This window comes from Coleofasciculus sp. G1-WW12-02 (assembly GCF_040219735.1).
GTDB lineage: Bacteria > Cyanobacteriota > Cyanobacteriia > Cyanobacteriales > Coleofasciculaceae > Coleofasciculus.
The window spans coordinates 114,219-138,810 of sequence record NZ_JAVJRX010000036.1; the positions used below are offsets into that span (position 1 = coordinate 114,219).

Annotated in this window: 24 protein-coding genes and 1 pseudogene; 15 read left to right on the forward strand and 10 right to left on the reverse strand. The window is 46.0% G+C overall.

Annotated elements, in window-relative coordinates; translation table 11 throughout:
- Window positions 1–210: 210 nt before the first annotated feature.
- Window positions 211–660: a Spy/CpxP family protein refolding chaperone gene (locus RID09_RS06170; protein WP_446335069.1), complete on the forward strand. Its 450-nt coding sequence runs from the start codon at window positions 211–213 to the stop codon at window positions 658–660.
- 79 nt (window positions 661–739) lie between these two features.
- The gene (locus tag RID09_RS06175; protein ID WP_446335070.1) at window positions 740–1,270 is read left to right on the forward strand and encodes a POTRA domain-containing protein; all 531 of its coding nucleotides are present in this window, start codon (window positions 740–742) and stop codon (window positions 1,268–1,270) included.
- A 270-nt stretch (window positions 1,271–1,540) separates the two neighbouring features.
- Here the strand turns inward: RID09_RS06175 and RID09_RS06180 are convergent, their stop codons facing one another.
- Window positions 1,541–2,944 carry an L-lactate MFS transporter gene (locus RID09_RS06180; RefSeq protein ID WP_446335071.1) on the reverse strand — a complete coding sequence of 468 codons (1,404 nt, stop codon included), beginning with the start codon at window positions 2,942–2,944 and terminating at the stop codon, window positions 1,541–1,543.
- Window positions 2,945–3,257: 313 nt separating this feature from the next.
- On the opposite strand from RID09_RS06180, the gene RID09_RS06185 reads away from it, so the two are divergent.
- Window positions 3,258–5,243, forward strand: coding sequence for an AMP-binding protein (locus RID09_RS06185; protein ID WP_446335072.1), 1,986 nt, complete (start codon window positions 3,258–3,260; stop codon window positions 5,241–5,243).
- Here RID09_RS06185 and RID09_RS06190 read toward each other — a convergent pair whose 3' ends face one another.
- The 3 genes from RID09_RS06190 to RID09_RS06200 all read right to left on the reverse strand — a co-directional run bounded on the left by RID09_RS06190 (window position 5,244) and on the right by RID09_RS06200 (window position 6,843).
- Window positions 5,244–5,396 (reverse strand): hypothetical protein, encoded by a 153-nt coding sequence (locus RID09_RS06190; RefSeq protein WP_446335073.1) that lies wholly within the window; start codon window positions 5,394–5,396, stop codon window positions 5,244–5,246.
- A gap of 69 nt (window positions 5,397–5,465) precedes the next feature.
- On the reverse strand, window positions 5,466–5,669 hold the full coding sequence (locus RID09_RS06195) for a dodecin family protein (RefSeq protein ID WP_446335074.1): 204 nt from the start codon (window positions 5,667–5,669) through the stop codon (window positions 5,466–5,468).
- A 136-nt stretch (window positions 5,670–5,805) separates the two neighbouring features.
- Window positions 5,806–6,843 (reverse strand): AI-2E family transporter, encoded by a 1,038-nt coding sequence (locus RID09_RS06200; protein WP_446335140.1) that lies wholly within the window; start codon window positions 6,841–6,843, stop codon window positions 5,806–5,808.
- A 279-nt stretch (window positions 6,844–7,122) separates the two neighbouring features.
- Here RID09_RS06200 and RID09_RS06205 point away from each other — a divergent pair, with 279 nt between their 5' ends.
- Both RID09_RS06205 and RID09_RS06210 read left to right on the forward strand, forming a co-directional pair.
- On the forward strand, window positions 7,123–7,425 hold the full coding sequence (locus tag RID09_RS06205) for an RNA recognition motif domain-containing protein (RefSeq protein WP_446335075.1): 303 nt from the start codon (window positions 7,123–7,125) through the stop codon (window positions 7,423–7,425).
- A gap of 72 nt (window positions 7,426–7,497) precedes the next feature.
- On the forward strand, window positions 7,498–7,665 hold the full coding sequence (locus RID09_RS06210; protein WP_446335076.1) for a hypothetical protein: 168 nt from the start codon (window positions 7,498–7,500) through the stop codon (window positions 7,663–7,665).
- Window positions 7,666–7,800: 135 nt separating this feature from the next.
- On the opposite strand, the gene petA is transcribed toward RID09_RS06210, so the two are convergent.
- A complete protein-coding gene (petA, locus tag RID09_RS06215) occupies window positions 7,801–8,790 on the reverse strand; it encodes a cytochrome f (RefSeq protein WP_446335077.1) in 990 nt (329 codons plus the stop codon).
- Window positions 8,791–8,866: 76 nt separating this feature from the next.
- Window positions 8,867–9,409, reverse strand: coding sequence for a cytochrome b6-f complex iron-sulfur subunit (petC, locus tag RID09_RS06220; protein ID WP_446335078.1), 543 nt, complete (start codon window positions 9,407–9,409; stop codon window positions 8,867–8,869).
- Between the two features lie 466 nt (window positions 9,410–9,875).
- Between petC and RID09_RS06225 the strand changes: the two genes are divergently transcribed.
- Window positions 9,876–10,193 carry a DUF3067 family protein gene (locus tag RID09_RS06225; protein WP_446335079.1) on the forward strand — a complete coding sequence of 106 codons (318 nt, stop codon included), beginning with the start codon at window positions 9,876–9,878 and terminating at the stop codon, window positions 10,191–10,193.
- A 35-nt stretch (window positions 10,194–10,228) separates the two neighbouring features.
- On the opposite strand, the gene ureA is transcribed toward RID09_RS06225, so the two are convergent.
- The 3 genes from ureA to RID09_RS06240 form a co-directional block, all read right to left on the reverse strand.
- On the reverse strand, window positions 10,229–10,534 hold the full coding sequence (gene ureA, locus RID09_RS06230; RefSeq protein ID WP_446335080.1) for an urease subunit gamma: 306 nt from the start codon (window positions 10,532–10,534) through the stop codon (window positions 10,229–10,231).
- 6 nt (window positions 10,535–10,540) lie between these two features.
- On the reverse strand, window positions 10,541–11,551 hold the full coding sequence (locus RID09_RS06235; protein WP_446335081.1) for an AI-2E family transporter: 1,011 nt from the start codon (window positions 11,549–11,551) through the stop codon (window positions 10,541–10,543).
- 266 nt (window positions 11,552–11,817) lie between these two features.
- Window positions 11,818–12,660 carry an urease accessory protein UreD gene (locus RID09_RS06240; RefSeq protein WP_446335082.1) on the reverse strand — a complete coding sequence of 281 codons (843 nt, stop codon included), beginning with the start codon at window positions 12,658–12,660 and terminating at the stop codon, window positions 11,818–11,820.
- Window positions 12,661–12,796: 136 nt separating this feature from the next.
- On the opposite strand from RID09_RS06240, the gene RID09_RS06245 reads away from it, so the two are divergent.
- Genes RID09_RS06245 through RID09_RS06260 form a run of 4 tightly spaced genes read left to right on the forward strand, consistent with a single transcriptional unit; the run spans window position 12,797 to window position 18,477 of the window.
- Window positions 12,797–13,954, forward strand: a complete 1,158-nt coding sequence (locus RID09_RS06245; RefSeq protein WP_446335083.1) for an AMP-binding protein — start codon at window positions 12,797–12,799, stop codon at window positions 13,952–13,954.
- Window positions 13,900–14,451, forward strand: a complete 552-nt coding sequence (locus tag RID09_RS06250) for a beta-ketoacyl synthase N-terminal-like domain-containing protein (RefSeq protein ID WP_446335084.1) — start codon at window positions 13,900–13,902, stop codon at window positions 14,449–14,451. Before RID09_RS06245 ends, RID09_RS06250 begins: the two co-directional genes overlap by 55 nt.
- On the forward strand, window positions 14,405–17,404 hold the full coding sequence (locus RID09_RS06255; RefSeq protein ID WP_446335085.1) for a thioesterase domain-containing protein: 3,000 nt from the start codon (window positions 14,405–14,407) through the stop codon (window positions 17,402–17,404). The genes RID09_RS06250 and RID09_RS06255 overlap by 47 nt, the downstream gene beginning before the upstream one ends.
- A gap of 56 nt (window positions 17,405–17,460) precedes the next feature.
- Window positions 17,461–18,477: a lipase family protein gene (locus RID09_RS06260; RefSeq protein WP_446335086.1), complete on the forward strand. Its 1,017-nt coding sequence runs from the start codon at window positions 17,461–17,463 to the stop codon at window positions 18,475–18,477.
- A gap of 109 nt (window positions 18,478–18,586) precedes the next feature.
- Here the strand turns inward: RID09_RS06260 and RID09_RS06265 are convergent, their stop codons facing one another.
- Complete coding sequence (locus RID09_RS06265; RefSeq protein ID WP_446335087.1) at window positions 18,587–19,273, reverse strand: GDSL-type esterase/lipase family protein; 687 nt, start codon at window positions 19,271–19,273, stop codon at window positions 18,587–18,589.
- 205 nt (window positions 19,274–19,478) lie between these two features.
- Here RID09_RS06265 and RID09_RS06270 point away from each other — a divergent pair.
- The 5 genes and pseudogenes from RID09_RS06270 to RID09_RS06290 all read left to right on the forward strand — a co-directional run.
- Window positions 19,479–19,592, forward strand: a pseudogene (locus tag RID09_RS06270) (Uma2 family endonuclease); the annotation flags it as partial.
- Window positions 19,593–19,729: 137 nt separating this feature from the next.
- Window positions 19,730–20,530: a polyphosphate kinase 2 gene (gene ppk2 / locus RID09_RS06275; protein WP_446335141.1), complete on the forward strand. Its 801-nt coding sequence runs from the start codon at window positions 19,730–19,732 to the stop codon at window positions 20,528–20,530.
- A 169-nt stretch (window positions 20,531–20,699) separates the two neighbouring features.
- Complete coding sequence (locus RID09_RS06280) at window positions 20,700–22,037, forward strand: adenylosuccinate synthase (protein ID WP_446335088.1); 1,338 nt, start codon at window positions 20,700–20,702, stop codon at window positions 22,035–22,037.
- 260 nt (window positions 22,038–22,297) lie between these two features.
- Complete coding sequence (locus RID09_RS06285) at window positions 22,298–22,906, forward strand: 50S ribosomal protein L25/general stress protein Ctc (RefSeq protein WP_446335089.1); 609 nt, start codon at window positions 22,298–22,300, stop codon at window positions 22,904–22,906.
- Between the two features lie 107 nt (window positions 22,907–23,013).
- Window positions 23,014–24,552, forward strand: coding sequence for a bifunctional aminoglycoside phosphotransferase/ATP-binding protein (locus tag RID09_RS06290; protein ID WP_446335090.1), 1,539 nt, complete (start codon window positions 23,014–23,016; stop codon window positions 24,550–24,552).
- Window positions 24,553–24,592 lie beyond the last annotated feature (40 nt).

The following is a 24,592-nucleotide window of genomic DNA, read 5'->3' on the forward strand; positions in this document are numbered from 1 at the left end:
TGTAGGGTGGGTTAGGCGGATACTTCATCAGGAAGATAACTTTTTAATCGGGTGTCCGCCGTAACCCACCAATACTATCATTTACCCACAATTAAGTAGAATGGTGCTGAAATTTTGGCTGGTGGGCATTGCCCACCCTACGGTATATTAATGATTTTGGCATTCCAATTAAGTATAAACCAGACCAAATTTTCTGAGGTGAAAACAGTTATGTGGCTACGTCATATTTCTGCAATCACAATCTTAGCTTTTATCCTAACTCCTGCTAACGCTTTAGCTGAATTCAACCCTATTCCGCCCCAGTCGCAAGCCCAAAGGATAGAGACGTACACGCCGCCTGATCCCTCGCAAATTGTAGAAGAATTAGGATTAACTGAGGAACAAATTGCTCAACTTAATCAAATCCGCCGCAAATTTACTCCCTTAATTGAACCTCTATACGAGGAATGGAACGAAGCGCAACAAGAACTAGAAACATTAATCGTCAGCGCCGACGCCTCAGAAACTCAGGTGCGCCAAAAGTACGATGTTGTTGAAGGGTTAAGATCGCAAATTTCCCAGTTGCAATTTGAGCGGAGAATGGCGATACGAGAGATATTAAAACCTGAGCAACGTCTTCCTTTTGAGGAATATATACAACGATTTGCGGATAATTCGTAAAAGAAAAGCAAAAAAAGACTTTTACGGTCAAGTTTGACTTGAATTAGCATAACTCAAGACTGGGTGTAAGAGAAGTGAGATGATACAAACTAAATTATTAATCATTGGGGGGTTTACCCTGATTTCAACACTCGAACAGGGTTACGCTTTGGCTAATTCTCTCCTAAATTTACCAGAACCTACCAAACATTTTCCCGCCTTTGACTTCGCCCAACAACCTAACCCCAATGAAGACCGATTTCTCCAACCCACTCCCGAACCTATCCCTTCGGAACCCACGGAAACCGAACCGGTTTTACCCACCCCTGAAGAACCGGTTCAACCGCCGCCTTCTGAACCAACCGAAACGACAATAAATGTTAGCACTATCGAAGTTGTGGGGGGTACTGTTTTTGGTGCACAGGAGTTAAATCCGATTATTCAACCCTTAGAAGGACGCACTGTTACCATCCAAGAACTTCAGAATGCCACGGATGCGATCGCGCTTTGGGAACCCATCCCTAACTTAAATCTCCGCCTTGACTATGGGATTCCTTTTGTGGATTTGGATGATCAAAGAGAAAATGCTCAAGATGAGGGATTTCATTTTAGTGTAGGCTATCAGTTTTAATCGTTATCCCAAAGTTATCCCAAACTCAGCCGAGAACTCAAGTTTTGGCTAAAACCTTAAACCCGTTAAAACGGGTTCATATCATGTCCTGTTAATTGCCCCTAATAGCAATACTGTAACAGCCGTTGTTTCAGGCTGCTCCCCCAGCTCCCCCAGCTCCCACCACAAGACTTATTCAGCAGACCCTAATTCAGTCCGCGCAGGCGGACGAAAGTTTGTGTAGCAGCGATTTCAATCGCCATGGCTGTCATGGGGTTCTTTTAGTTCTAATTAAGATGATCGCGGTTTGGGAGTGGACAAAACCAACAGAAATTCCACCAACGACAGTAGTACAGGACTAATGGGACTAATTACCCATTGAAACAAGATATCCGCGATCGCAGTTTTCCGAGGACGATCGAGTAAGAATGTCGCCACAATAATTGCCGCGATCGCAGCGAGGCTAGTCACCCAGAAGAAGGGGGCAAAACTGCCAAAAATGGCTCTTAATCCCCCGGCGGTAAAAATACCTGCCAATCCTCCAATACCAAACGCCGTAAACATTAGTCCATAGTTACTGGGGTAATTATCCAGATTGAAAAAACTTAAAGTTGCGGCTGGGGCGACGGCTAGCCAAGCCCCTAAACAAAACCAAAATAGAGAAAATGCGACTAAAAAATTGACTTGCTCACCCTGACTGGTATTCAGCATAATAATGGAGGCAATCAGAATCAGCACATTAATTAAGATAATCGTTAACTTTGGCTTAAGCCGATCATTTAACCACCCAAATAAAGGACGCCCAATACCATTAAATACGGCAAATAAGGGAACGGCTAAGGTGAGAGCTTCCGGTTCGAGTCCGGCGATTTCCAGCCCAATTTGAGCTGTGGTAGCAATGGCTGTTAGTCCAACGAATGTACCGATAATATAGCAACTCCAAAGCCCATAAAACGTCTGGGTTTGCACCATCGGTAAATTGAGGACGCGATCGCGTTCACCATCACCCCCTGTTCCGGTTTCAGGTGGCGTCCAACCCGCAGGTTTCCAACGCGGTGGTGGCATTTTCAGAGTTGTAGATATTGCCAAAATAATTGCCGTAAACGCAATCCCTAAGATAATAAACGTGGTACGAATCCCCAAGGAGGGAATCCCAAGTTGGGGGTTTCCCCGAATCAGATTAAAAGCTAAGGGGGCGGTTAGCAACGGCGAAAGACCAAAACCCACCACCGTCATCCCCACAGCAAACCCTTTGCGATCGGGAAACCAGCGGGCGGCGACAACAAGGGGGACTCCATACGTCATCCCCACGCCAATTCCGGTAATTAAACCATAGCTAATCACCAACAGGGGTAAATTAGTAACTTGACTGGACAAAAGATAACCAATTCCCACAATAATTCCGCCGATACCCGTGAGAATGCGGGGACTACAGCGATTCATATACAATCCAGTGATTGGCATAACGATTGTAAACGTTACCCCTAATACTAGAAAAGGAAGCAGAATGGCTCCGGGTTGGGTGTTCAACTCCTCCTCAAAAGGACCGCTGAAGATACTCCAAGAATAGACTGTTCCCAAACAAAGTAATACGATTAACCCCAGAGGAATGAACAGCCACCTACCTAATTTCGGTTGCAGTCCGTAGGGTTTAGCCTCGTCCGGGAATTCAAAGAAATTAATTCTGTCCATCATAAAAATTCAACGGCACGTCTGTCATCAAATGAATGATTTAGTGGTTTTTTATCAGGCTATCCGGCAATAAATAAATTAAGTTTAGCCGCAGGAGATGATGTTTAAACAAATAGAACAATTGAAAAATCCAATCATCACGATAAGAAAATCCATGGTTATACTTAAATTTTGACCCTAACTTCTGTGCAGACGGCAAAATCGCCCCCTTCAGTTAAACCTTCTCAGCCCAATCTCTGTCATCATAGTTCAATCATCCTCAAGTTCCGCGAAGAACCGCGATTACCTTTGATAACTGGCAAAGGAGATTTGACTCATGAGAAATTACTCGTTTACTGATACAGAACGTTACCAGATGACGGGACTCGTCGATTATGCCAAATTATATTCACTTCCCGAACTGTGGCAGAAAACCGCTATCCTTTTTAAAGACATTGTGGCACTTAGCGATCCTCATGCCAAGCCCAGCTTCACTTTAACTTATCAGCAGTTATATCAAGAAATTCAGCAATTTGCTATAGGAATTCAACGGTTAGAAATCCCCCAGGATGAGACAGAAAACATCCCTTGTCGTGTCGCATTATTTGCCGATAATAGTCCACGTTGGCTAATTGCCGATCAAGGAATTATGCTTGCTGGTGCGGCAAATGCTGTGCGATCAGCTACCGCCGATCGCGAGGAGTTGTTATATATCCTCAAACACAGTGGTAGCATCGGCTTGGTAGTAGAAAATCTGAAAACCTATCATCAGCTTTGCCCAGAATTATATCAATTTTCTCTGCAATGGGTTGTGTTGTTATCTGATGAAACTGTCGATACCACATTGCCTTTTAAACAACTGAACTTCGGTCAACTCATGACCCTCGCCTCAAAGCATCAGTTACAATCCATCCCCGCCAATCACCAAACCCTAGCCACCTTAATTTACACATCAGGAACAACGGGTCAACCTAAAGGAGTGATGCTGACTCATGGTAATTTAATTCATCAACTGGTTGCTGCATCAGCGATTATTCAGCCCTCAGTCGGTGATCGCACGTTGAGCATTCTGCCAACCTGGCACAGTTTTGGACGTATTGGCGAATACTTTACCCTCAGCCAAGGTTGCACGCAAATTTATACCAATCGCCGCTATCTTAAGCAAGATTTACAAGCCTTTACACCCCAATATATGGTCGGAGTCCCTCGTTTATGGGAATCTATTTATGAAGGTATCCAAAAGTCCTTCCGGGATAAACCTCCCCGGATGCAAAAATTAATTACTAATTTTTTGGCTATCAGTCAACAGTATATTAAAGCAGTTCGCCTCTGTAAAGGATTGGATTTACAAAATTTAAATCCTTCACGTTCCGAATTATTTAAGGCGTGGGTTAAAACAATATTACTATCCCCCCTCCACTTTTTAGGCGAGATGATTGTTTACAAAAAAATCCAGCAAGCAACGGGCGGGAAGGTGAAACAATTAATCTGCGGTGGCGGTTCTTTGGCGCAACATTTAGAAGACTTTTTTGAAATTGTGGGAATTGAAATATTAGTGGGTTACGGATTGACCGAAACCTCCCCTGTACTCACGGCGCGGCGTCAGCATAAAAATCTGCGGGGGACTTCAGGATTACCTTTAACTAACACGGAAATCAAAATCGTTGAATTGGAGAATCGAAAGACTTTACCCCCAGGAAAACCCGGTTTAGTCATGGCGAAAGGACCCCAAATCATGCAGGGATATTACTTAAATCCCCAAGCCACGAAAAACGCGATCGATAAGGATGGGTGGTTTGATACGGGTGACATTGGTTGGTTAACGCCAGATAATCAGCTTGTGTTAACTGGACGAGCAAAAGATACAATTGTTTTGACTAATGGGGAAAATAAAGAACCTCAACCCATCGAAGATGCTTGTCTACGGAGTCCTTATATTGACCAAATTATGCTAGTGGGTCAAGATCACAAATCCCTGGGTGCTTTGATTGTCCCCAACTTAGAGGCGTTGGAACAGGAGATAGTCAATACGGGTTTAGGCGACTCACAGACAACGGTTCCCAAAAATGAGTCCCCAACCAATCAAGCGGTTGAGGGAACAATTGATTTGAATAGTCCAATCGTGCGAAATTTATTTCGCCAAGAGTTAAATCGACAAGTACGCGATCGCCCAGGTTATCGTTCAGATGATCAGATTACGCACTTTGAGCTAATTGAAGAACCATTTACCATAGAAAATGGTCTATTAACCCAAACGCTCAAAATTCGTCGTAATGTTGTGGCAGATCGTTATCGCGATCGGATTCATCAGATGTTTACTTGATTAACTGATTTTCTTTGTGGGATCAATAGGTGTCGGTTGGGGTGGTGGTTGAACCGGGGGTGGAGGAGGTGGCGGTTCGACCGGAATGGCATCAGGTTTAGAGGGTTCAGGGGGTTTGGCTGGTGGAACGGGTGTTTGTGTAGATTCGATCATCAAAAAAAGTCTTGAGCATCTTGGAGAACGTATCTTTTCAGATATCCTAATAGTTCAGAGGATTGATGATTAACGCTGGATTTTGAAAGCGATATGCATCGTCACCTTGTAGCTGACGATCTTATCGTTTTCGACATCAGCCGTCCAATTAATAATTTCTATTCCGCTAATACCCTTTAGAGAAGTGGCTGTTTCGGCTAAACCTTGTTGTATGGCATCATCAAAACTTTTTGACGAGGAAGAAACAACTTCAATAACTTTGGCAACAGACATAAATCGTCTCCTATAGCTGTCTTCACTCAGAATACCGAGTTGGATTGGGCATTGAGCCTATCTGTGGGTAGAGATTTAAAATAAAAAATGGAGTGTGTAGCTGTATATCTTTTGCATATTATGACAAATAGCTACTTCAATTTTCTTTCAACTCTGGGTCATCAGTATCACCAAATAGGAGTGCGATCGCGCGTGTTGATTCAAACTCTTGGCTCAATACAATCACAGACATGGTCATGGGGATACCGAGTAGTGCGCCAGGAATACCCCACACCCAACCCCAGAATACAATCGACAATAGCGCCACAAAGGGTGAAAGCTTGAGGGTACGTCCCTGGAGGCGCGGATCAACGAAGTTGCCTAAAAACACTTGAATGACAGCCAAACCCACCAACGTGGCTACTCCCCGCCCAATTCCCAGAAAAATTAGCGCCAATAGAGTTGGCGGGATCACCGCGACAATCGAACCTAAAGTGGGGATGTAGTTGAGAACAAACGCAACCAATCCCCAAACCAAGGCAAAGTCTACCCCTAGCATCCAACACCATAAGCCAGTCAACACGCCCGTCAGGACACAGGTTAAGGACTGAATTAGAATATAGCCTCGCAGCTTATCGCTCATTTTAGCGACAGCATTGATCACCTTCGCACTGGTTTTGGACGCCAAACTCCGTTCAATTTTTTCTCGATACTGCCCAACTTCGAGTAAAAGTAATACGAGTAGCGAGACCATTAGAATAAATAGGCTTAGCCCATCCCAGAGAAACTTAAGTCCGCCCAACGCTTCATTGGTCAATTGACCCTGGGAACTTTGTGAAGATAACTGTTCAACGGGAAGCCCCCGTTGTCTTGCCCAAGCCATGGCGCCCTCGAACATCTGCTGCAAGCGCTCAAGGTATTGGGGTGCATTAGGTCCCACGATTTGTGCACTCAATAGCAGTGCGCCGATGGCTAACCCGACAACGCTAGCCAGGACTACCATGACAATGACCAAGCTAAGCCAATGGGGTAAGTGACGGTTAAGCCAACGTTGCAGGGGATGAACTAACACCGCGATGAAAAAGGCAAACGCCAAGGGTATCGTAATCGCACTGGTTGCCTTAAGAGCCGCGATCGCTAGGATAGTGGCAATGATCGCCAGTAGGATTTGAATCGTTTTTCCCGATACGCGCATAGGCACTGCTTTAGTGATCTCACTATTGTTGGCAACGATGCCTTCCCCTGTCATCTACCTCAAGACTTGAGTTGAAAATGCTGATGCTGTAAGTATCTCAGTCGAATGTATCAGGTAGCTCCCGAACGGCGCAGGAATTCGTTACAATATATATTGAGACTCAAAGCGGTGACTACGTTTGTTTTCAGTATTCATAGGTTTTTCCCCTAAAGTATTGACAGGCTGTTCTCCGAAATCTTGGCTCTCGACACACTTTCTGATTGGGGAGAACATCAATCGATGTCAATTTATGTAGGCAATCTCGACTACTCCGTTACCTCGGAAGACCTTTCCGAAGTCTTTGCCGAGTACGGTACCGTCAAGCGGGTTCATTTGCCGACTGACCGCGAAACCGGCCGCCTGCGGGGGTTTGGCTTTGTGGAAATGGGGACAGAAGACGAAGAAGCCTCAGCAATTTCTGAGCTAAATGGCGCTGAATGGATGGGTCGTGAACTCAAGGTCAATCAAGCGCGACCTCGTGAAGATGGTGAAAAAAGAGGCTCTTTTGGTGGTGGTGGCGGTCGTAGAAACAACCGCTTCTAGACTTTGAGTTGACTTTGGCGCTTATGTGTGAATCTACAGAAGCGTTTTGTTGTATTGATGGAGACATCCGAAATGGCTAAACGCCGCAATTTGAAAAAAGAGAAAGCTTCTCGCAACCAAGCTTATGCTCGACAGTTTCGCAAGAAGTCATCATCTTCTTCTTTCTCAAGAAACAAGCGTTATTTTGGGAATCGCGATAATAAAAGCGAAAATGAAGGTGAAGAACAAGAAACTGAGTAGTAATCACTCATAAGTTTTGTCTTGGGTCAAGTTAACCCGATAAAACACCGATCAAACAAGGGACAGGCTAGCTAACCTGTCCCTTTTTTTATTGGAATACTAATGAGTTGGCTGGGAAATAGCCAATCGCTGAACTTAGAAATTCATTTCAGCCGCTTGTACCTTCTCAATCTGCTTCTTCTTCAAGACGAGAAAGAGTTGAGAAAGCATAATTGCGCCAATGAAGACCATCAGCCACTTAATTCGAGTCGGGTCTTGTAAGACGATTTCACTGTCTACCTGACCAAATCCACCTACATTGGGATCGGTGGTTAAAGCCTCACCGGCTGCGATTTCTTGCCCTTGTGAAATCACTAATTCCGGTCCAGGGGGAATGGTATCCACAACTGTCCCCGCCTCAGGGGTTTGAATAGTTACTTCGTAGCCCCCTTCCTCCAATTTGGTAATTTGAGAAATTACACCGGCTTTCGATGCATTGTAGACGGTGTTGTTACTCTTATTACCTGCGGGATAAACCTGACCGCGACCTCGGTTTGCCCCAATGTGAACTGAGTATTTGCCAAAATAGACGTCTTTTTCCGTTTTGGGATTGGGAGAAAGAACGGGGAAAACAATTTCTTGATACTGTTCACCCGGTAGGGGACCGACAATGACTACATTTTCCTGATCGGCGCTATAGGGTTGGAAGTAAAGTCCGCCAACTTTTTCCTTTAATTCTTCAGGAATACGGTCTTCGGGAGCAATTTTAAAGCCATCGGGCAACATAACCACGGCACCCACATTGAGACCGCCCTTGGAACCGTCTCCTAAAACCTGTTGTGTGTCAAGGTCATAAGGAATTTTTACTACGGCTTCAAAGACAGTATCCGGTTTAATGGATTGGGGAAGTTCAACTTCTGTGGGTTTCGCCGCTAAGTGACAGTTAGCACAAACAATTCGTCCTGTTGCTTCGCGAGGGGTTGCTGGGGCAGTTTGCTGCGCCCAGAACGGATAAGCCGCAGCAGATTGGGGAAGGGAAATATCACTAATGAAGAAAAATGCCACAGTTGCCAAAGTCAGCAAGAGGGTTTGGGTAATGATCCGCTTGCTGCTTTTGTACATCACCGATAAAGAAGGTGTTCTCATCGCTTAAGGAAAAAATTCACAATTCAAAAATGGGCTATGTCATTTGCCAATCACCAAGGACAAATGACGAAAATAATTAAGTCCACCACGGATTGTCGCCCGTGCGGAAATCGGTTTCAGTCCACTGGGAGAAGGTGAGGGTATCGTCTTCGGTGACGTTGGCGTGAACTAACGCTAAAGACAACGGTGCCGGTCCGCGTACCACTTTGCCCTGACTGTTGTACTGAGAACCATGACAAGGACAGATGAACTTGTTCTCACTGGCATTCCAGGGAACAACACATCCGAGGTGAGTGCAGACGGCGTTGATCCCGTAGTCAGCAATCGCTTTGTCTTCGGTCACCACTACATAGGTGGGATCGCCTTTGAGACCTTGAGCCAAGGTGCGCTCGCCTGGGTTATGGCTGCCTAAAAACTCGCTCACCTTGATATCATTGCCCAAAGCATCTTTGGCACTGACACCACCGCCAGTACCACCACTCGATGGGGGAATAAAGTACTTGACGACTGGATAGAGGGCACCAACGAGAGTACCCGTAATCGTACCAAACGTCAAGAGGTTCATGAATTGACGACGCCCCATATCGGGGACATCTGGGGAGCCAGATACTTGAGCCATAACTGAATGCCTAAGGGTATATTTTTTTTAACAACTCTGGGATGATTCCCAGCATTTTCTTTACCCCGCTCCTTTTATGAAGAGGGATTCAACCGCGAGCAGGGTTGCCACAATCCTTATGTAAGTAAGGATTTACAGCTTAAGCTATGAGTATTATTACATTCTTTGTACCCTTCTCATAAATTGACCTCTCCTTGGTGTAACTAAGGATTCTCAGCAGATAGTTATGGACGGACTACAGTCACGTCCCTGCCTGTCTTATCTGGCTTAGAGTTCCAAGGACTATAGAAAGCCTTGGCTTGATTTCATGTAGACCTCGTAGGTCTTAGGCGGGTCAGGTTTGGGCTCCCTTCAAGCCCTCGGAACCTATAGCAGTGGGGTTCCTGACCCTTACCTTTGAAAAAGGAAGGCTGTTATCATCGTGCCTTTGTCAAAAAATGTAAACACTCAGCTAGGTAAGGGATCTATGACAGGACAACAGTTGCACCAAATCCTGCTCAGCAAGTGGGGACGCTCTTATGATATCCAGCTTCGGCGGACTCAAGGGAAAATCTTTGTTCAGGTGATGTGGAAGTACCTAGAGCAGAAGTCGTTTCCCCTCTCCGAAGCTGAATATTTAGAGCATCTGGACGCCATTGCCCATTATCTTCATGGTTGGGGTGCGGTTCCCCAAGTGCAAGAGTACATCGAGCAAACTCGTGAACGTCCCCGACTGGGGAAAGCTGTGAGTATTCCCATTGAGATGGGTGAGCGGGCGTCGGAATGGATGTTGGATGATTTTTAGGGGTTTGGTGACCTAGGGGTTTGGTGACCAAACCCCTACGAGCGGATGGGATTATGAACCGTGACGAGTTTAGTCCCATCAGGAAAGGTGGCTTCAACCTGAACTTCCTGCACCATCTCTGGTATCCCTTCCATGACCTCATCCCTTGTTAGGAGAGTAGTTCCATCACTCATTAACTCTGCCACAGTACGCCCCTCTCTCGCCCCTTCTAAAATAGCCGCAGAAATATACGCGACGGCTTCTGGATAATTCAGCTTGAGTCCGCGTGCTTTGCGTCGTTCCGCTAATAGGGCGGCGGTGAAAACCAGTAATTTATCTTTTTCCTGGGGTGAGAGTTGCATAATAACTTAGTCTGTTCCCTTCATTTCATTGATTTCAAACAAACTGATCATAACTCCAGCCAGAGGAATTGCCAGAAAAACTCCCAAAAGTCCGGCAACTCTCGCACCTACTAATAAAGCAAAGAACATGACAACTGGATTCATATCAAGTGAGCCTTGCATAATTCGAGGCATCAGCAAATTTTCTTCGACTTGTTGTAAAATTACACAAATTGCTAAAACAGTGATACTTAGCAAAATTCCTTGAGGTAACACAATTAATGCGACAATGGTAATCCCTAAGGTTGCGCCAATTGCCGGAATCAGATCAAATACTCCCGCGATCGCGGCTAAAACTAAGGCATAGGGAATTCTAAACAGTACAAAAATAACAAAGGCAGAAATGCCAAAAAAAGCTGATAGTAGAAGTCGTCCCCAAAAAAATCCTAAAAAGTTGCGTTGAATAGCAAGGCTTAGCTTATTTCGCAGGGGAGGGGGAAATCGTTGAAGAATGAAAGACCAAAGCCTTCCTCTATCTAGCAACATAAAAAATGCGACAACAGCAATCAATATAAGATTGACGAACTGGGTTAGTAACTCGGATAATATTGCTAAAATAAGGGCAATTCCTGCAAGGGTTTGATTGCGTAAAAACCCTTCAATGGCTTCGAGGTCAATTTGTAGATTCCATCTCTCCAAAAACCTCTCAATTTGTCCTCCTATAAATATAACTTGATCGATAATACCCGGTAACTCATTAATTAATTGTTGACCTTGAGATAAGAGTGCAAACCCTATTGTAACCGTAAAAATAAAAACTATAATAATGAGAATTAAAAATACTACAACAACGGCAATAGTATGTGGTATAAAATGCTGCAACCATCTCACTGGATAGGTAAGCAAAAATGCTAATACTGCGGCTAATGCAAAAACAACTATAACGGTTTCAAAATAAACAATGACCTTAAAAAAAAATACTCCTAAAACAATTAAAAGTAAATATCGAATTAATTCACGGTTAGTTAAATGAATCATAAATATAATCGATTCAGTGGTGTTGAACTCATGCTACATTTACCGAATAATCTAAAATTAAAATGACAGTAAATGTGATCACTTTTTTGTCACATTTATCTTTATAAGATGAGTCTAGTTTTCCTTGGATTGACGAGAAATTTTTCTGTACGACCCAGTGGGGTGATTGGTGATAATGTTGTCTTTCTCATTTAAGGGCAAAATTATCCCACCTATCCAACGAGGGTGCTGTCCTTTGAGACAGGGTGTAGCTTCCAGCATTTTGGCTAAACTAGCCAAACTCGTGGTTGGGAAACATTGCGTCCCAAATAAGTAAGGCGCAGACATTGCCAAACCTGGGTAAACCAGTTTCGCACTTCTGTGGTTGATGAACCGCGATAACGGCATAATAATCCTTGTGCCTGAGTTTGGGTAACTCCCGCTTCTCCTTGGCGCTGGCTGGCTGTCCACAGGTTTCTGGCATTGTCTACTATCTCCGATGATACGGGTTGCCCAATCCAGATCAGAGTTCCGACAATTGGCTGTCCGGCTAATCCATGGGGACTATCGAGTACTGCTTCCCCTCCCGGTAACCACTGACGATCAATCCACAACGGACGTCCTTGCTGCCAAATTTCGCTATGCGATCGCCAATCCCCTTGCAAGAACCTCTCCTTCCTAGCAGTACGCCCAAACCGGGTAATTTCCCAGGCTAACCAACTGGCTCCCGGAGCTAATTCTACCGTCATCTGCTGCTGATAAACGGCACCATTAAATACAATCGTTTCCTGCGGTAACCATTCCAAACAAGCCCCGGCTTCGACGTGGATATGAATCCTTTGTCTGGCTCTTTGCCCATTGCTGCGATAGATTTTACTCGCCGCCGCTGTGGTAATCAAGGCTTGGGCATCTGCTTGCAGGTGGATGGTTTGAGATAAGCGATCGCCACCGACAATACCACCGGCTGTATGTAAGACTATTGTATGACAAACCCTTTGTCCTTCGGGGTAAAAAGGGCGCTGCACCTTCAGAGGGGAACCCACGCGATCGCGCACTAAGTTGGTTTTACCTTGATCATTGGCATAGACTAACTCTAAACTGCCTTGCCATTTTGTTTGGGGATGAGACATTCCGGTTCACGACGATCAAGCGTTAATCAGAATTATACAAGCGAACGCGCATCGATCTGGGGAACAAAGGCGGTAATAGGTTGTCAATTCGGTATCCTTAGTTTAAGATTAAACTCTTATTGGAGTTATAATTCTATTGCCAAAAAGTGAGTACATTAATTCTGCTCTTAAGAATCAAATAACGGACTCGTCCAAAGATTGTGCCGAAAATTACACTAACTTTTCCACATTAGTGGAACTTTTGCGCTACAGAAGCGCTACACAGCCAGAGCGAACAGCGTTCACGTTCCTAGGAGACGGGAAAACCGAGTTAGCGAGTTTAACCTATCAAGAACTCGATCGGTGCAGTTGTGAGATCGCGCAAGCACTAAGCCGTCAGTTTTCTGCTGGTGCGAGGGCGTTGCTGCTGTATCCACCAGGGTTGGAATTCATTGCGGCTTTCTTTGGCTGTTTGTATGCCGGAGTTGTCGCGGTTCCTGCTTATCCACCCAAGCGCAATCAGAATCTGTTACGGTTGCAGGCGATCGCCAAAGATGCTCAAGCCCAAGTCGCGCTGACGAGTGCTTCCTTATTGGGGACGATCAAACGTCAGTTTGAGCAAAATTCAGAATTGGCAAGGCTGAACTGTCTGGCTACCGACACCTTGGTGGAGCGTGAAAATTTTACTCCTGATCCAGCCACACCAGATACTCTGGCTTTTCTTCAATACACTTCGGGTTCGACGGGAACACCCAAGGGTGTGATGGTGAGTCATGGCAATCTGATGCGTAATTCCGAGTATATGCACCAGATTTGGGGGTTCACTTCAGAAAGCGTCATGGTAACCTGGCTGCCGACGTTCCATGATATGGGATTGATTTATGGAATTCTCCAGCCCTTGTATCATGGGTTTCCCTGTTACTTGATGGCACCGACTTCCTTTATGCAAAAACCGATTGGCTGGCTTGAGGCAATTTCTCACTACAAAGCCACTCATAGTGCTGCTCCTAATTTTGCCTACGAGCTTTGTGTTCGCAAGATCACTCCTGAACAACGCGCCACCTTGGATTTGAGTAGCTGGCGGATGACGTTAAACGGTGCTGAGCCAGTCAGAGCAGACACTCTAAAACGGTTTACCGAAGCGTTTAAACCGTGCGGTTTTGATCTAGCCACCTTTTGTCCCGGTTACGGTTTAGCTGAAGCGCCTACAGTAGCACGGGAACCAGTCCCTCCATTACTGCCAACCGTCTATCTTACCTGTTGGATCTGCAAGGTCCAAGTATGGCAGTCGATACAGGTTGCTCTTCATCTCTAGTCGCTGTTCACCTAGCTTGCCAGAGTTTACAAAACCAGGAGTCTAACCTCTGCTTAGTCGGAGGCGTGAACCTGATTCTGTCTCCAGAACCAACGATTGCCTTCTCTCAAGCCCGAATGATGTCAGCCGACGGGCGCTGCAAAACCTTTGATGCTAGCGCTGACGGATATGTTCGGGGAGAGGGGTGTGCGGTAGTCGTTCTCAAGCGTCTGAGTAATGCACTTCACGATGGAGACAGGATACTGGCAATTATTAGAGGTTCGGCGGTTAACCAAGATGGACAAAGCAATGGGATCACCGCCCCCAATAGTCTTTCTCAGCAGGCAGTTATCCGCCAAGCCTTAAAAAATGCCCAGGTGCAACCCGCGCAGATTAGCTATATTGAAGCCCACGGTACAGGCACATCCTTGGGAGATCCGATTGAGGTTAATGCAAGAGCGGGGGCGTTTAATGCAATCCTTGTCGCCCGATGGGGAAATGGTGGCAGTATTTGCTGATTATGCCCAAGTTAAAGATGCCATTCAACCCTATGCTCAGCAGGTGGCAATTGCCGCGATTAACGGGGCTGACACGATGGTGATTTCTGGAGAGCATGAGGCAGTGGGAGACGCGATCGCAATTCTATCAGCAGCCGGGGTGGAGACGAAACGGTTGAACGTCTCCCGTGCTTTTCATTCCCCGTTAATGGAATCCATACTGGCAGAGTTTGAGCAGGTGGCGAGAGACATTACCTATTCATCTCCCCAAATCAAGGTAATTTCTAATCTGACTGGGGAAGTCGCCACCGATGAAATCGCTACTCCTGACTATTGGTGTCGCCATATTCGGCAGCCTGTCCGATTTGCGGCGGGTATGGAAACAATCAATCGTGACGGTTATCAACTTTTTCTCGAATGTGGACCCAAGCCAACTTTACTGGGAATGGGACGCCGCTGCTTGCCCGAATCGGCAGGACATTGGCTACCCAGTTTGCGTCAAGGGTACTTAGATTGGCAGCAAATGCTCCAGAGTTGTGCCATGTTGTATCTCACTGGGATACCGATAGACTGGTCAGGTTTTCACCGGGATTATGCCCATTGTCGTCTCCAACTACCGACCTATCCATTCCAGCGATCGCGCTTCTGGTTTGAGAGGATAGCCGATCAACCCAGCCAGGAGAAGCCAGAAGCCTGCCAGCGTTGGCAAACCGTAGTCGCTGCAAGTACCGACCAAGCTCAAACCGGACCGTTTGATTTGGAACTGCACACCTATCAAGCCAAGTTAGAGTCATACGACTCATTGACAACGGCTTATGTTCTCACTGCCTTGCAAAACTTGGGCATTTATCGCCAAGCTGGGGAACGGCATTCTGTAGAAACGTTATTGGCTCAATTCAATATCTTACCAACCTATCGAAAACTGCTATCCAAATGGCTGGAGAGATTGGTAACAGAAGGCATATTGAAGCAAAACGAGCAAGTCTTTGTCAATCAAAAGTCGCTGCCCAAAGCAGGGGTTGATTCTTGTTTGTGTCAGGCAAGAGAGTTATCAGCAAATGCTCCACAGCTAATCAATTTGATCCAGCGCTGTGGGGAAAACCTTGCCGACGTTTTGATCGGGAAGGTAAAGCCTTTAGAATTGATATTTCCCGGTGGCTCCTCGGAAATCACCAACTATCTTTATCAGCAATCCCCTGAGGCTCGCTATTTCAACAGTATTGCCAGGAGCGTTATCGAGGCTATCGTCAAAAGCCAGCCTCAAGCCAAGTCGCTGCGGATTCTGGAAGTTGGAGCCGGAACCGGGGGCACCACTAGCTCCTTGCTGCCAATTCTGCCCAAAGAGCGAACCAGCTATTGGTTCACCGATGTGTCAAACCTTTTCCTGGAGAGAGCCAAGCAGAAATTCAAGAGTTATCCCTTTGTCCGATATAGTCTGCTGGATATCGAGCAGAACCCTGAAACTCAAGGCTACCCCCTGCACAGCTTCGATGTGATTGTGGCTGTTAACGTGTTGCACGCGACTCGTAATATAGAACAAACCCTGGAAAATGTGCGATCGCTACTCGTACCGGATGGCTTACTGCAGATTATAGAAGTCACGAATCCTCCATCTTGGTTGGACATTACCTTTGGATTGACCGAGGGTTGGCAGGGGTTTGAGGACGGGCGAGGGAACAATCCCCTTTTATCCCAGGCACAGTGGGAGTCGGTTCTGGGTGATTGTGGATTTGAGCGAGTGTTGAGCTTACCGAGTTCCGGCTCACCGACAGAAATTCTGGGTCAACACGTCTTGATTGCCCAGTCTGAGCGATTGACACAAGACGCAACAGACTCTGATCGAACAGAGACTCTGCCGCAGCCAGAGCCGGCTGTCAGGGAAGTTGAGGAGAGTTCTAGGCGCGATCGCCTTGTCGCGGCAACGCCTGATAATTTACAGCAGAGCTGGGAGTATCGGCTTCATGATCAAGTAGCCAGTATTTTGGGAATTTCTCTATCTGAGCTAAATATTGATACTTCACTGACCCATCTCGGATTTGACTCCTTGATGGCAGTTGAACTAACGAATTGGATGACCAAAGAATTGGGGGTAAACATACCTGTAGTTAGCTTCCCGGCTGGTGCCAACATTACTCAACTCACTAATCAGGTGAGAGAGACGCTTGCTAACACCGCCACAAGCAAACTCCCTGAATGCCAGCCCTATCCTTGCTTAATTCCCCTTCAGCCTCAAGGCAGCCAACCACCGTTCTTTTGCATCCATCCTATTGCCGGAGTGGTTTTCCCCTATTATGAGTTAACCAGTCTTCTGGGCGACGATCAACCTGTTTACGGGCTGCAATCATTTAGTCTGGCTGGGGAAGGGAAACCCTTAACCCGGATTGAGGATATGGCGGCACACTACATTAAAGCGATACGAACCGTTCAACCCCAGAGACCATACATTTTAGGCGGTTGGTCTTTTGGCGCTTATGTCGCGTTTGAAATAGCTCAACAATTACAACAGAATGGTCAAACTGTTGCCCTACTAGCGGTGATAGATACGCCTCGGCTCTCAGGTAATAAAACCGCGAATGTTATGATGTTGTCCAAAACATTTATTACTGTATCGTTACGATATATAGGTCCCTATGTTTACGATTATTTTTATCTAGCAAAGGCTGCCAATTCGTCTAAAAAAGCCTCAAAAAATGGGGGGTGGGCTATGAAGAGAGTTTCTGCGGTTATGAAGTCACCCGCCGTGGCGAACGTTGTCCTTCAAGAGTCGAAATTTATCCAGCTTCAACAGCCAATTTTGCGCCACCTACTCCCCGTCTTCTGGGCTAATAGCAAAGCATTAGTCAACTATGTCCCAAAAGTCTATCCGGGCAAAATTACCCTATTTCAGAGTAGCAAACCCTGGGTAGCCAGTCCGCCAGATAAGGGTTGGGGCTGGCAAGATTTAGTTCCATCGTCACCGATAGAGGTAGTTTAGAACTCACGGATCTTTTAGTTAGCGACACAAACTGGGAATTAGTCAGCTACGGTGCTATGTCCGATCCGAAAATTAAAGTATCGGAAGGATTTTTTGAAGCCTTTGAATCCGTCTCAGATCAGGTCGAAATTTTCTTTAAGACTTTACTGGGGCGGCTCACCAAAAGAGACTTTATTCGCCTTGAAGGGTTAACTCCCGAAAGACAATTTGCCTGCGCGATGGCAATGGCTGATGCTGGGGCAATTCGACTCAGTAATGAGTTTGAGCAGCAAGCCAGAACGTTAATGCTCAACGTTGTTGCTGATGGGGAAATTGGCAATAATGACGAACTGACAGAAGTTTTAGAATTTAAGAAACAGAATTTATTAGCCCTGGAAACCTTGAGTGAGCCAGTAGAAGTTTACGTGACGGGTCATAGTTTGGGCGGGTGTTTAGCCAACCTTGGTGCCTTGGCGCTGCGGCGTTACTTTGGTTCAATGGTTGATTCAGGACTGGCAATAAAAGTCTACACGATTGGGGCGCCTAAGATAGGCAATCAGAACTTTGTCAACTATTACAATGAACAAATTGGTAAGGGGTTGAGCTATCGCGTGGAAAACCTATTGGATGTTATGGGACCTGTGCTCCCTCCTTCACCGCCTTTCCCTTTAAATGTTTTGGCTCCCAACGGTTTGCGAATTGGCAATTTTTCTCTGGCTAATTATGCAGCCGTAGGGGAAGTGCATACTTTAATTGGCTTGGGATCTCAGAATTTCTCCCTGGATTTTGGCGGTGCGATAGAATTTTTGGGTGGTATTCCTTTTCCCCACAGCTTCGATGCCTATATTCAGTTGCTAAAAGAAGACAAGCAGCGCTGGTATCAATTCTCCGTACCGATCAAGAATATCCTGGCGCCGTTTTTCAAGGAACTGCTGCAAGAACAAGTTGAAGAGATCGCCGACCGTTTTCAGGTTTCAAATCAAGCTTTGGCAGACCAAATTCTAGAGTCAATACACAGTCTTCAGAATGGGCAAGCCATTGCACAAGATTCTAAGGGGTCAGAGATTGATATGAGCAGGGATTCGGTGAAGTAGGGCTTGCTGCATAAATCTGGGTTCTCCACCCCTGTTATAGTTCAGTCCGGCTCTTCAGTAGTCAGGGTGATAATTAATTCCTCTGACATATTACGAATGACAAAATTTTTCAAAGTTTACGGAACGGTTCCCAATGCAAAACATCGTCCAACAATGTCCGGTAACCCATCACATTGGGATGAAGTCCATCTGTAGACAGTTGCTTTGTCCACCATTGTGTTCCCCGATTCATCCACATATCAAAAATATCCAGATAAGGAATCTGGCGTCTTAGACAAGCCAGACGGGTTGCTTCTTTGTAGCGATACTGATCAGCATGAGTATAGTAGAAGCAATCCAGAAAGGGCATTTTCGTTTCATCCACAGGAACCATCCCCACAAATAGAACGGGACATAAGCGCTGGGCTTGGTTGAGTAGATTTGCCAGTTCCTGCTCAAAGCTATCAAAGTCTGTATAATTCCGACCCGTGGAACGTCCGACACGGGCAGAATCATTCACGCCTACAGACAAAATTATGGCATCAGGGACGCGATTTCTCAGTTCACCCCGACGGCGAAACTCATGTTCAAGACGTTCTTCGACTTGCTTGACACCATCACCTCGGACGCCCAAATTGTAGAGGACATGACCGGGACTCTCTGGTAACATGCATTGGCGTCGCAGCCGTTCAACCCAGCCACCGCCTTCGGGATCACCAAATCCATAGATCAGGCTATCTCCCAAGACAACTAGTTTTAGGGGGTGTCCTGGATTTCCATGGGAAGGGTGAAGGCTAGGAGAAACGATGGTTTGCATAGACAATTGTAGTTCGTCTGGGGTTTGTTAACAAATCGATACATTTACACGAGTTGATACAATGTTACCTTATCGGAGGCTCACGCCATAGTCACTAGATTTCTGTGTTAGCTAAGCAGGATGTTAGCCAACGCCCAGTTAAGATTAATGGCACTGACAACAAGCGTGCATTTGGGGCGACCGACATTTAGTGTTTACCAACTAACTCATTGACGGTGAATACCAGGTAACTCAGTTTAGGGGAGATGACCGCATTGTTTCACCCACCTTCCCCGATCTAAATTTGACGGTTCAACAGGTCTTTCAGGCTGGGGAGTGATTTTTGATACAAAAAAATAGTGTAGTGGGGTTTTCTATAATTGCCTTAGCTAGATCTATCTTTAAGTAATGTACAACAAGTCAACCAACGAAAAAGTGACAGATAAACCAAATTTCCTGGTCAAAGAAAAAGAAAAAATGAAACTCGACAAAGGCAAACCCAAAAAACTGAAGAAGAAAGTTTACACACAGGAATTGCGTCGGTTACAGGTTGAGTTAGTCAAATTGCAGGAATGGATTAAACAAAAGGGATTAAAAGTCGTCGTTATCTTTGAAGGGCGGGATGCAGCAGGGAAAGGTGGTGCGATCAAGCGGATTACGGAATGCTTGAATCCCCGTGTGTGTAAAGTTGTGGCTCTGGGTACGCCCACAGAGCGAGAGAAAACCCAATGGTATTTTCAACGTTATGTGCCATATCTGCCAGCAGCCGGGGAGATGATCCTGTTTGACCGCAGTTGGTACAATCGAGCCGGTGTGGAACGAGTGATGGGGTTTTGCACGGATGATGAGTATCAGGAGTTTTTGCGATCGTGTCCAGAATTTGAATGCATGATTCAGCGAGCAGGAATTATTCTGATCAAGTATTGGTTTTCCGTAAGTGACGATGAGCAAGAACGTCGTTTTCGTCAACGCATGGAAGATCCAACCAAGCGCTGGAAACTTAGTCCGATGGATTTAGAGTCTCGCGCTCGCTGGGTGGAGTATTCTAAAGCTAAGGATGAAATGTTTGCCGCGACGGATATTAAGCAATCGCCTTGGTATGTGGTGGAAGCCGATGATAAAAAACGCGCCCGTCTCAATTGTATTTCTCACCTGTTAAGTCTGATCCCCTATAAAGATCTAACACCAGACCCAATGGAATTACCCCCCCGACAGCAGGAATGGGATTATGTTCGTCCGCCTATGTCTACACAAACCTTTGTCCCAGAGCTTTTCTAAGGTTTCGGTGTAGGGTGCTGGGGAGATGAGGGAGATGAGGGAAGGGAGCAACGAATAACGAATGATGAATGACAAATGACAAATGACGAATGACAAAATCCATTGACAGCGATCGCACCTGCTGCACATAATGGTGATTTGTGTAAACTTTAGCGCGTATAATAAACCCTTGGCTAACGTTGTTGTAATCGGTGCCCAATGGGGCGATGAAGGAAAAGGTAAAGTCACCGACTTACTAAGCAAGTCCGCAGATGTCGTCGTCCGTTACCAGGGGGGGGTCAATGCGGGACATACCGTGGTGGTTCAGGGTCAAACCTTTAAGCTGCACCTGATTCCCTCTGGGATTTTATATCCAGAAACAGAATGTATTATCGGTTCGGGGACAGTGATTGACCCCCAAGTCCTGATTGGTGAACTCGATCAGCTAGAGCAATTAGGCATTTCTACCCAAAAACTGCTCATTTCCGAAACTGCCCACGTCACTATGCCTTACCATAGGTTAATTGACCAAGCATCGGAAGAGCGACGGGGAGACCATAAAATCGGCACCACAGGTCGGGGAATTGGTCCAACCTACGCCGATAAATCGGAGCGCATCGGGATTAGAGTCGTTGATCTGATGGACGCTGATATCCTCCGCAAACAGCTTAATTGGACAATTAATTATAAAAATGCTGTTATAGAAAAACTCTATAATATACCTCCCCTAGATCCCGCGACCGTGATCGAGCAGTATCTAGCTTATGCTGAACGATTACGCCCTCATGTTGTTGATTGTTCCCTCAAAATCTATGATGCCATTCAACAACGGCGCAATATCTTATTTGAAGGGGCGCAAGGGACGTTACTTGACTTGGATCATGGAACCTATCCCTACGTCACCTCATCTAACCCTGTAGCCGGTGGCGCTTGTGTGGGTGCAGGGGTAGGACCAACGATGATTGATCGGGTCATCGGTGTAGCCAAAGCCTATACAACTCGTGTCGGTGAGGGACCTTTCCCCACAGAACTCCATGGCGAACTTGGACAACTATTATGCGATCGCGGCGCAGAATTTGGTACAACAACCGGACGTCGCCGTCGCTGCGGTTGGTTTGATGCGGTCATTGGTCGCTATGCGGTTCGCATTAATGGGATGGATTGTTTAGCGATCACAAAGCTTGATATTCTCGATACCCTAGAAGAACTAAAGGTTTGTGTCGCCTACGAAATCAACGGTCAACGCTGTGAGGACTTTCCCAGCAATGCGCGTCGGTTTGCTCAGTGTAAACCCATCTATAAAACTCTACCCGGTTGGCAACAATCCACCGTTCACTGTCGCGCATTAGAAGATTTACCCAAGCAGGCGTTGGCTTATCTAAAATTCCTGGCAGAACTGATGGAAGTTCCCATTGCACTCGTGTCTTTAGGTGCTAGCCGTGATCAGACTATCATCGTAGAAGATCCCATCCATGGACCCAAACGAGCCTTGCTAGATGCTAATGGTATCCCAGTAACATCGGGATAACTTGTCATTTGTCCTTTGTCATTTGTTCTTTGTCAAAACAATAGTGAGATTGGATTTGACTTTTGAACTGAACGATACATGTAGTCGCGGGAGGACATTCCGAGACTTAAAACGGACAGGGAGTGCGTGTAAGACCTTTTATGAGGCGGTGTGCGTAGAGCTGTCAACTCCCCAAAAGCGACCGTAAGGGTTTGGTTACCAAACCCCTACGGCGTGGTGAGGATGTCAACAACACCAACACTTGAACCAAAAGATTAACTATGGAAGTTAAAGTTGAATGTCAAAAGCGAGCCGAGGGAAGCAAACCCAAAGCCTTACGTCGAGAGGGTTTAATTCCAGCAACACTCTATGGTCACCAAGGAGCCGAATCAGTCGCGCTCACGGTTCCAGCTAAAGCCGCAGAAACCTTGCTCAAGCAGGCTGATATTAACCATACCCCAATTGAGGTCAACATTCCTGACCTACCTTGGAATGGAAAAGTGCTGCTGCGAGAAGTACAAACTCATCCCTGGAAACCTATCCTTTATCACCTCAGCTTTTTCTCTGTGGCAACTCAGGATACCATCCAGATATCCTTACCTGTAAATTTGGTCGGAACTGCTGTTGGAGTGAAGCAAGGTGGCATTGTAGAACATGTCATGACTGAACTTCAAGTCGAATGCGCTCCGAATAATATTCCAGAAACCATTGACGTTGATATCTCGAACTTGGATGTAGGCGCCAGCTTGCATGTTAACGAAATTGTCCTACCTGCAGGCGCTACTGCTATGGATGATCCACAACGACCGGTGGTTAATGTCCTCGGTGCGCCCACTATGGCGGCTGAACCCTCACAGGAACAGCAACCGACATCCCTGTTATCTGAATAAATTTAACCTGAGGGCAATTGCTTTTCTAGCCAGGGAACATAAGATTATCCCTGGCTTTTTTGTCATTAATCACTTGTCCTTTGATATTTTTAACTAAATTAAACGATATGTCACAAAGCACTATTTCAGATCTAATTAACCAAATGAAGCAACCGGATTTTTATCCTCATCCGGTTAAAACACCCATTGAATTGATTCAGACTCATGTATCTTACGTGTTTCTGACAGGGGATTATGCCTATAAAGTAAAAAAAGCCGTTAACTTTGGCTTCTTAGATTTTTCAACCTTGGAGAAACGACAACATTTCTGTTGGCAAGAGTTACAGATGAATAAACCCCAAGCACCGGAGATTTATCTGGACGTTTTGCCGATTACTCAAAAAGGCGATCGCTTTATTCTCGGAGATGACACTCAGCCTGTAGAATATGCCCTGAAAATGCGCCAATTCCCCCAGGAGGCACTATTTAGCACCAGGTTCGATCAAGGCAAATTGACAGCAACTGATATGGAGAACCTGGGACGAGTCGTGGCTCAATTCCATGCTCAAAGCCAAACCAATGACTACATCCGCAGCTTTGGTAAACCTGCGAAGATTCGTGAAGCCTATGACGAAAATTATCAGCAAACGGAAAAGTATATCGGTGGACCGCAAACCAAAGAGCAATTTAAAGAAACTAAACAATTTAGCGATCGCTTTTTTGCCCAACGACAGGCGTTATTAGAGCAGCGCCGGGAAAATAACCGGATTCGGGAATGTCACGGAGATTTGCACCTGAGAAATATTTGCCTGTGGCAAGATAAGATTCAACTGTTTGATCGGATTGAATTTAATGAACCGTTCCGCTTTGTGGATGTAATGTATGATATTGCCTTCGCGGTGATGGATTTGGATGCGCGGGATGCCAAAGATTTGGGGAATGCGTTTCTCAATACCTATTTGGAGCAAACCGGAGATTGGGAAGGGTTACAGGTATTGCCATTGTACTTAAGCCGCCAAGCTTATGTGCGGGCGAAGGTTACGTCGTTCTTACTCGATGATCCGGCTGTTCCTGAGGAGACGAAGCAAGACGCCGCGAAAACAGCAGCGGACTATTATCGACTGGCTTGGGAATACACGAAAACGAATTCCGGACAAGTCGTGATTATGTCAGGGTTATCGGGTTCGGGGAAAAGCACAGTAGCGCGACAATTGGCGCAGCAGTTGGGGGCAATTCACCTGCGCTCCGATGCGGTACGTAAACATTTAGCGGGTATTCCGTTGGATCACAAAGGACCCGATGAACTTTATACCCCACAGATGAACCAGAAAACTTACGATCGCCTGTTAGAATTGGGTATTATGTTGGCACAGCAAGGCTTCCCCGTGATTCTCGATGCTAAGTATGATCGACAGGCATTTCGAGGGGACGCGATCGCAAAAGCACAGTCACATCAGTTACCCTTACGGATTCTACACTGCACTGCCCCCATTGAAGTCCTACGCGATCGCCTCTCATCCCGCACAAAAGATGTATCCGATGCAACGGCTGATTTGCTCACTCGCCAACAAGCCACGGCTGAACCCTTCACCGAGGCGGAACAATCTCTAGTCACGACAGTAGACACGACTCAAGATTGGCAATCACAGTTAGGGGTTGCTGAATAAGTATTGTGGTGAGAGGAGGGAACAGGGAACAGGGAACTAC